This window comes from Pseudoalteromonas sp. P1-8 (assembly GCF_001399985.1).
Classification (GTDB): domain Bacteria; phylum Pseudomonadota; class Gammaproteobacteria; order Enterobacterales; family Alteromonadaceae; genus Pseudoalteromonas.
In genome coordinates, this window is the sequence record NZ_LJSO01000013.1 from 94,042 (window position 1) to 102,399 (window position 8,358).

General features: G+C 42.7%; 7 protein-coding genes. All 7 read left to right on the plus strand.

Translation table 11 applies throughout. The features are described 5' to 3' along the window. Positions 1-16: 16 nt before the first annotated feature. The 7 genes from AN213_RS16340 to ppiC all read left to right on the plus strand — a co-directional run bounded on the left by AN213_RS16340 (position 17) and on the right by ppiC (position 8,205). Positions 17-1,183: an efflux RND transporter periplasmic adaptor subunit gene (locus AN213_RS16340; protein ID WP_054563989.1), complete on the plus strand. Its 1,167-nt coding sequence runs from the start codon at positions 17-19 to the stop codon at positions 1,181-1,183. Between the two features lie 6 nt (positions 1,184-1,189). Further along, complete coding sequence (locus tag AN213_RS16345) at positions 1,190-4,336, plus strand: efflux RND transporter permease subunit (protein ID WP_055199167.1); 3,147 nt, start codon at positions 1,190-1,192, stop codon at positions 4,334-4,336. After that, positions 4,329-5,735: a TolC family protein gene (locus AN213_RS16350; protein ID WP_055199176.1), complete on the plus strand. Its 1,407-nt coding sequence runs from the start codon at positions 4,329-4,331 to the stop codon at positions 5,733-5,735. Before AN213_RS16345 ends, AN213_RS16350 begins: the two co-directional genes overlap by 8 nt. A 13-nt stretch (positions 5,736-5,748) precedes the next feature. Next, complete coding sequence (locus tag AN213_RS16355) at positions 5,749-6,771, plus strand: zinc-binding dehydrogenase (RefSeq protein ID WP_055199168.1); 1,023 nt, start codon at positions 5,749-5,751, stop codon at positions 6,769-6,771. A 26-nt stretch (positions 6,772-6,797) separates the two neighbouring features. Then, entirely contained in the window at positions 6,798-7,172 is a 375-nt protein-coding gene (locus AN213_RS16360) for a thiol-disulfide oxidoreductase DCC family protein (RefSeq protein WP_236702934.1), read from the plus strand. 58 nt (positions 7,173-7,230) lie between these two features. Then, positions 7,231-7,863 carry a lysoplasmalogenase gene (locus tag AN213_RS16365; RefSeq protein ID WP_055199170.1) on the plus strand — a complete coding sequence of 211 codons (633 nt, stop codon included), beginning with the start codon at positions 7,231-7,233 and terminating at the stop codon, positions 7,861-7,863. 63 nt (positions 7,864-7,926) lie between these two features. Then, positions 7,927-8,205, plus strand: a complete 279-nt coding sequence (gene ppiC, locus AN213_RS16370) for a peptidylprolyl isomerase PpiC (RefSeq protein WP_055021968.1) — start codon at positions 7,927-7,929, stop codon at positions 8,203-8,205. The last annotated feature ends 153 nt before the right edge of the window (positions 8,206-8,358 follow it).

The window sequence follows — 8,358 nt, forward strand, 5'->3', positions numbered from 1 at the left end:
TAACAGGAGAGTCGTGATGAACAAATCTATTCTTGCAGTGGCAGTGACCATTGCGAGCTTAACGCTTGCAGGGTGTGGCACAGAAGCCAATCAAGCAGCGCAGCAACAGCATTTACAACCAATCGATGTAGCACAAGTGCTTGTTAAGCCGGTACAAAATTGGCACACCTATACAACGCGTTTAGAAGCACCACAAGAAGTCGCGCTTATGCCGCGTGTTTCGGGTGTTATCGATAAAATTAACTTTAAAGAAGGTGACAGCGTTAAAGAAGGCGATTTGCTTTTCACCCTTGATGCTCGTCCATTTGCTGCCGTAGTAGATAGCTTAAAAGCGCAAATCGAAAGTGCTAAGGCAGCACTTGAGCAAGCTAAAAGCGAAGCAAAACGCGCAGATCGCTTAACTGAGCGTAAAGCGATTTCAACGGAGCAAGCTGAGTCTCGTAAATCAACACTAAGACAACGCGAAGCGCAATTGTTAGCTCTTCAGGCTGAGCTTACTGCCGCAGAGCTTGATTTAGCATTTACGCAAGTGCGCTCGCCAATTGATGGCGTTGTATCGCGCGCGAATATCACCAAAGGTAACAACGTTCTTGCAGGTCAAAGTGTATTAACAAGCATTGTTTCAAACCAGCAAATGTATGCTTATTTTGATATTGATGAACGCACGTGGAATCGGTCATTTGCTGATGTGACAGCGCAAAGTGAACAAGCTGTTGTGATGCAAAAAGTGGGTCAAACCAGCTTTAACTACAATGGCAAAATCAACTTCATTGATAACCAAATCAACGAAACTACCGGCACTCTTCGTGTACGTGCAGTGTTTGAAAACGATGAACAACAATTACGTGCAGGTTCATTTGCTCGTATCAAACTTGCTGCCAATAAAGTGAGCGAAAAAGTAATCGTGCCAGAACGTGCAATTGGTACTGATTTAAAGAATCGCTTTGTACTTACCGTAGGTGAAGGCAATGTTCTTGAATATAAATTAGTGACTGTGGGTGAGCGTTACGGCAGCTTACGAGCGATTACGTCAGGTCTAAATGAAAATGATGTGATTGCTGTGAATGGCCCGGCGCGTGTTGGCCCTGGTATGCCTATTTCACCAAACACAGTCACTATTAATAGCGATGGAATTGCATTCACTCTTTCAAATAATCACTCAGATTTGGTTGCTAAACAGTAGGTCAAAATGAAATTTTCACACTTTTTTATCCAGCGACCCATCTTTGCAGCGATGCTGTCGCTTATCTTTCTCATTGCAGGGGCAATCTCGTTATTTCAATTGCCAGTGAGTGAGTACCCAGAGGTGGTGCCGCCAACAGTAGTAGTAACGGCAAGTTACCCGGGTGCAAACCCAACAGTGATTGCCGAAACGGTAGCAACGCCGCTTGAGCAAGAAATCAATGGTACTGAAAACATGTTGTATATGTTTTCGCAAGCGACCAGTGATGGCCGTATGACTTTAACAGTAACCTTTGCATTAGGGACTGATTTAGACCGTGCGCAAGTCCAAGTGCAAAACCGTGTTAACAGTGCGCTTCCACGCTTACCGCAAGAAGTTCAGCGTTTAGGTGTTGTAGCTGAAAAATCATCACCAGATTTAACCATGGTGGTGCATTTATATTCACCAGAAAAAACGCATGATACGACCTACTTAGCGAACTATGCTGATTTGTATATCAAAGACCAAATTGCACGTCTTCCGGGTGTGGGTGATGTTCGTATGTTTGGTGGTGGTCAATACTCAATGCGTGTTTGGCTTAACCCTGATGCGTTATCGGCACGTGACTTAACAGCCATGGACGTAGTAAATGCATTACGCGCGCAGAACCAACAGGTTGCTGCGGGTAGTTTAGGTGCACAACCAACTTCGAAAAGTAATCAATTTCAAATTCTGATGAATGTAAAAGGGCGCTTAAGCTCACAAGAAGAATTTGAAAATGTGATCATCAAAGTAGGTGAGCAAGGTCAGCTTACACGTTTAAGTGATGTTGCACGCCTAGAATTAGGCCAGGACACTTATGCACTTAGAGCGATGTTAGATGGTCAACCAGCACTTGCTATGCCTGTATTCCAACGCCCTGGTTCTAATGCGATAGAGCTTTCTGATCAAGTGCGTGAAACCATGAAAGTATTATCAAAAGACTTTCCGGCAGGTGTTGAATACGACATTGTTTATGACCCAACTGTATTCGTACGCGGCTCAATTGATGCTGTTATTAAAACGCTACTAGAGGCAATCGCTTTAGTGGTTATTGTTGTAGTGGTATTCTTACAAACGTGGCGTGCATCGGTTATCCCGCTTATTGCGGTACCGGTATCATTAATTGGTACGTTTGCGGTAATGCAATGGCTGGGGGTGTCGATTAATACCTTATCGTTATTCGGCTTGGTACTTGCCATTGGTATTGTTGTTGATGATGCCATTGTTGTAGTTGAAAACGTTGAGCGTAATATCGAGCAGGGCTTATCACCGCTTGAAGCAACCCGTGTCGCGATGACCGAAGTAACAGGGCCAATTATCGCCATTGCACTCGTACTGTGTGCCGTATTTATTCCTACAGCTTTCATTACGGGTTTATCTGGTCAATTTTATAAGCAATTTGCCTTAACTATTACAATTTCGACGGTTATCTCAGCGTTTAACTCGTTAACTCTATCACCTGCATTATCAGCGCTGTTACTAAAAGGTCATGATGCAAAACCAGACCGTTTAACTAAGTTATTAAACCGCGTATTTGGTAACTGGTTATTTAAACCTTTTAACCGCTTGTTTGATAAAGGCGCTAATGGCTACGAGAAGCTCGTGCAAAAGCTAATTCGTATGAGTGTTATTGTATTAGTTGCGTATGTTGCGCTTGTTGGTGGCACAGTTAAATTGTTCGATGCTGTACCAGGCGGCTTTATCCCACAGCAAGATAAGCAATATTTAGTGGCTGTGGCACAGCTACCCGATGCGGCAAGTTTAGACAGAACCCAAGAAGTTGTGCAAGAAATGGAACAAATTGCATTACAAGTACCGGGTGTTGCAAATACAGTATCGTTTCCTGGCTTATCGGTGAATGGTTTCACAAATAGCCCTAATAGCGGCATTGTATTTACACCGCTTGCTCCTTTTGAAGAGCGTCAAGATCCGAGTATGTCGGCAATGGCTATTGCGGCTCAGTTAAATCAAAAGTTTGCTAGTATTGATGAAGCGTTTGTTGCGGTATTTCCGCCACCGCCAATTCAAGGCTTAGGTACTACGGGTGGCTTTAAACTACAAATTGAAGACCGTGCTAATAAAGGTTTTGAAGCACTCTTTAATAGCTTACAAGCAACCATTGCTAAAGCGCAGCAAGACCCTGCATTAATGGGCCTTTACTCGAGCTTTAGAATTCAAGTGCCACAAATGGATATCGACATTGACCGCGAGCAAGCACTTATTCAAGGTATTCCACTTGATGAAGTATTTAATGCCTTACAGGTGTACTTAGGTTCTGTGTACGTGAATGACTTTAACTTGTTTGGTCGTACCTATCAGGTTAATGCACAAGCTGATGCTGATTATCGGCAAGATCCTGAGCAAATTTTGAATCTTAAAGTACGTAACCGCATGGGTGAGATGGTGCCACTCGGTTCTGTATTAACGGTCACACCAACAACAGGCCCAGATCGTGTAATGCACTATAACGGTTATCCAACAGCTGAACTAAATGGTAGCCCTGCGCCAGGTTATAGCTCAGACCAAGCGCAACATGCGATTGAAGCAATCCTTGCCGATACATTACCAAATGGTATCGAGTTTGAATGGACAGAAGTAACTTATCAGCAAATATTAGCAGGTAATACTATGGTGTATGTTTTCCCACTGGTTGTATTACTTGTGTTCATGGTACTTGCTGCGCAATACGAGAGCTTAAGATTACCACTGGCTATTATTTTGATTGTACCTATGACGATTTTCTCGGCCTTGTTAGGTGTGTGGCTTGTTGGTGATGACAACAATATTTTCACGCAAATCGCATTAATAGTATTGGTTGCACTGGCAAGCAAAAACGCCATCTTGATGGTTGAATTTGCACGAGATCAGCATAAAACGGGGCTGTCTCACCTTGAAGCCATTATTAAAGCGTGTCGCTTAAGACTTCGCCCAATTTTAATGACGTCAATTGCCTTTACAGCAGGTGTTGTCCCCCTTGTTTTAGCAACTGGTGCAGGTGCAGAGATGCGTCATGCCATGGGTAACGCAGTATTCTCAGGCATGATTGGTGTAACCGTGTTTGGCTTATTGTTCACCCCGGTGTTTTATATGTTAGTAACTAAAAAATCGCAGAAGGAGCAACATGATGCATAAGCCTCTTCAAGCGATCTTTAAACACGGCAAACTAGTTAGTGCAATGCTGTTAGCCGGAGCACTGGCAGGCTGCGCACAAAGCGTCGATATGCAAGAGCAGCAAGTGAGCCTGACACAATTTGTTAGCGATACACAAATTGGTGAACAAAACGAAGGTGCGAGCGAGAATAACTGGTGGCGCCGTTTAGATTCGCCGCAGTTAAACAATTTAGTGACTGATGCATTAGCAATGAATCACGACCTAAAAACCAGTCAACTTCAACTTGATGCAGCCATTGCCCGTTTAGGTGCAGCCCGCGCGGATTATTATCCGCAGGGCAGCCTAAGCGTGGGCGCAGAGCGCAGCAGCTTAGATGGGGCAATTACGCGCCAATCAAACGCTGGTGTTAATGTTAATTGGCAGCTTGATTTGTTTGGCCGTATTACAGCGTTAGTCGATGCTGCTAATGCAGGTGCACTAAACCAAGCAGAGCAGTTAAGAGCATTACAGGTTGAAGTGGTTTCAGCCGTGGTGCAAGGCTATGTAAGCTATCAAGGTAATGTGCAAAAGCAAGCTATCATTGAAATGCAAATCGAGGCGCTCGAGCAAAGTATTGATGTGCTCAAAGCGCGAGTAGAAGAGGGGGTTGCGAATGAGCTTGATCTTAACCGTACTCTTGCGCAGTTAAAGCAGCAACAAGCGCTTATTCCTGAGCTTAGTTATTTGCAATATCGTGACCTCGCAACCCTTGCGGTACTAACTGGTCGACTTGCAAGCGATATAACACTGATTGAAGAGCCTGAGTTATTAAGCCACGAATTTAGCGTGTCGTTTAATAAAGCCAGTGAAGCAATGGCACTGAGACCAGATATCACCAGTGCTTTGTATCAGTTTAGTCAGGCTTATTCGCTAAGTGTTGCCGCCTCAAAAGCATTACTGCCAGATATTAGTCTGGCAGGGTTTGCAGGTGTGGTGAGCTTAACCAGTAATGGCTTAGAAGATACTGTGCAACAATGGCAAGTAACGCCAAAAGTTGAATGGTCATTACTCAGCTATCCTGCATTATTAGCTCAGCGTGATGCCCAGCAGTTTTTAAGTGAAGCCGCTTACAGTGACTATCAAAGTAAAGTATTAAAAGCCATTAGCGATAGTGAACTTACTTTACAAAGGCTAGTCAAACAACAGCAACAGTTAAGTTATGCTGACCAACGTTTTAATTATGCGAATAAAGCATTTGGTCAAGCTCAAGCAATGTATCAAGAAGGACAAATTCCTTACTTAGAGTTGTTAGATGCGAGACAGGATGTTTTAATAGCGCAAGAGAACGCTGTTGATTCAACAATTGCTTCATTACAGGCCAAAGTAAGTGCTTATCAAGCATTTAATGGTCGTTGGAGCTTTGAACTAAACAACCTTTAACCCAGAGTATTAAATGTCACATATTCAACAAACTACAGATCTTCCGTCAACAATGCGCGCGCTTGCACTGCTTGAGCCAAATGACGCGATTGCGTTATCTGAGCTTTCTGTGCCAGTACCGAGCCCTGAAGGCAATGAGCTCTTGATAAAAGTTGAATATGTGGGCTTAAATCATGGTGATGCCAACTTTGCAAAACAAGGCTTTTGCAAATGGCATTACCCTCATGTATTAGGCCATGATGCTGTTGGGGTGGTTGTTCAAGCCAATAAAGGTGTATTCCCTGGTGTGGGGGCACGTGTGGTATGGCACGCCAGCCTTGGTGATCAAGGCGTGTTATCTGAATACACAACGGTACCAAACTATGCGGTATCGGTTGTGCCAGATAACGTATCACCGGCAGACGCTGCAACCTTACCTTGTTCAGGTATGACAGCATTAATTGCTCTTGATAAGTTACAGCTAAGCGAAGGGGATTCACTGTTTATTGATGCAGGTGCAGGCGGCGTTGGCCAATTCGCTATTCAATTTGCTAAGCAACGTGGTGCCACCGTGTTTACCACTGCCAGCAAACACAATCATAAGTTACTTAAGCAATTAGGTGCTGATGTGGTGTTTGATTACAAAGACCCAAAACTTGAAGATAAAATTCGCCGTGAATTAGGTCCGCAAGGTTTTGATGCAGTGCTTGATTGTATTGGTGGCGATACCACCATTCGTAATGTTGAGCTAATGCGCTTTTGTGGCCATATTGCCTGTTTAAATGAATTACCTAAATTTGAACAAGAACTAATGTTTAGGCGTGCACCAAATATTGGCATTGTATCGTTAGGCGGAGCGTGGCTTGCAAATAGCTTATGTGCACAGCAAAAGCTAAGCTTTATGGGTAACTTATTACTCGATAATGCAGCCCGAGGCGAGATTAAACTGCCACAAATTCATGCCGTTGATTTTTCCGCAGAGGCTGTTTCAGCAGCTTTAAATAAACAACTTGCTGGTGGTTTTACCGGAAAACAAGTAGTGCAAGTAAGCGGTTGATTTTGCAAACTCACTGCCCAGTCATCTTGTTTGATGGTCAGTGCAACCTGTGCCATTTTTGTGTTCAGTTTATTGTTCGCTTTGATAAGCAAATAACCTTTAAGTTATGCCCCATGCAAAGCGATAAAGGTGAACGTTTACTAAAGGCGCATCAAATTGACGATCCACTATCCTCAATGTTAGTGATTGATAAAAACCAGCTATATAAACAAAGTGACGCTGTGTTATTTATCGCAACTCAATTAGGTTTTCCATTCTCTATGGCTAACGTTTTTAAGCTACTGCCAAAAGGTTTTCGCGATCGTATGTATGATTGGGTTGGTCGTAATCGTTATCGGTTTTTTGGCAAGCAAACACAGTGTAAGTTACTGACCGAAAAACAAAAGCAGCATTTTTTATAAACATTTAGAGTAAAGCTTGCTATTCTCGTTATTGGGAACAAATAACAATAATAAGAATATGAACATTCTCTTTCTAATCCTAAGTTCGGTTTACATTGCTTTATTGCTTTTCCAGCCAGCATTACCTCAGCCTTTTATGGCGCTATTTAAAACGTTGCCAATCGGTGTGTTGATTGTGATGGTGTTAAAAGCGCGCAGTCAGCTACAAAATCGCACTTTTACCACTTTAATATTCGCTCTTAGTTTTTCAGCACTAGGTGATGTGTTGTTAGCCCTTGATACGGGGCAACTGTTTATAGGCGGTTTAGCGGCATTTTTTGTTAGCCACGCTTTTTATATCATTACCATGTTGCCAATTAAAAAATGGCGACTAGACGTTTTACTTCTTTATCTATTTTTGGCCATCATAATTTTTTGCTTATTTTATCCAAACTTAAATGACATGCTCATTCCTGTGCTTTTCTACATGCTGGTGCTTACTATAATGGCAAGCCTTACTTGGATGACGGATAAATCGAACGGCTTTTTAGTGTTAGGTGGGGCAGTGTTTGTAATATCAGACTCTATTCTTGGCCTTAACCGCTTTTATTTAGAAATAGTGCATGCAGATATCGCAATAATGATAACGTATTACATTGCACAGTTTTGTTTGGTGACAGGGTTTTTGCAAGCAACAGTTAAACATAAATAGCCGCAGTGGCTCAGTGTTGATTGCCGTGATAAAATACACGCGTTTTAATTTTCGAGATTTCCCATGGCAAATACAGCGCACGCACTGCACATTCTTGTTAAGCATAAAGAACAAGCTGAAGACATCATCAAGCAACTAAAAAAAGGTGCTAAGTTTCAGACTTTGGCTAAAAAGCATTCAACCTGCCCGTCAGGTAAAAAAGGCGGCGATTTGGGTGAATTCAGACGTGGGCAAATGGTGCCACAGTTTGACAAAGTAGCTTTCAGCGGCGAAATCTTAGAGCCACATCTAGTGAAAACTCGCTTTGGTTGGCATGTAATCAAAGTGCTATACAGAACTTAAAGTTTAAAGCATGCCTAAATAGTGTAAGACATGTTGTTAGCCCTAAATATTTATTATTAGTGAGTTGAAGCCTGTGGTTTTAACTCATTTTTGGACAATTATGATTTAGGGCTAAAGGGCGGCTCTGGGTCAGTAAGTACTGTTCGGTTAGCC

What these genes read in the sequence shown, in the direction of transcription:
- AN213_RS16345 (WP_055199167.1), top strand. Translation starts at nt 1,190, where the DNA reads ATGAAATTTTCACACTTTTTTATCCAGCGACCCATCTTTGCAGCGATG.
- AN213_RS16355 (WP_055199168.1), top strand. Translation starts at nt 5,749, where the DNA reads ATGTCACATATTCAACAAACTACAGATCTTCCGTCAACAATGCGCGCG.
- AN213_RS16350 (WP_055199176.1), top strand. Translation starts at nt 4,329, where the DNA reads ATGCATAAGCCTCTTCAAGCGATCTTTAAACACGGCAAACTAGTTAGT.
- AN213_RS16340 (WP_054563989.1), top strand. Translation starts at nt 17, where the DNA reads ATGAACAAATCTATTCTTGCAGTGGCAGTGACCATTGCGAGCTTAACG.
- AN213_RS16365 (WP_055199170.1), top strand. Translation starts at nt 7,231, where the DNA reads ATGAACATTCTCTTTCTAATCCTAAGTTCGGTTTACATTGCTTTATTG.
- ppiC (WP_055021968.1), top strand. Translation starts at nt 7,927, where the DNA reads ATGGCAAATACAGCGCACGCACTGCACATTCTTGTTAAGCATAAAGAA.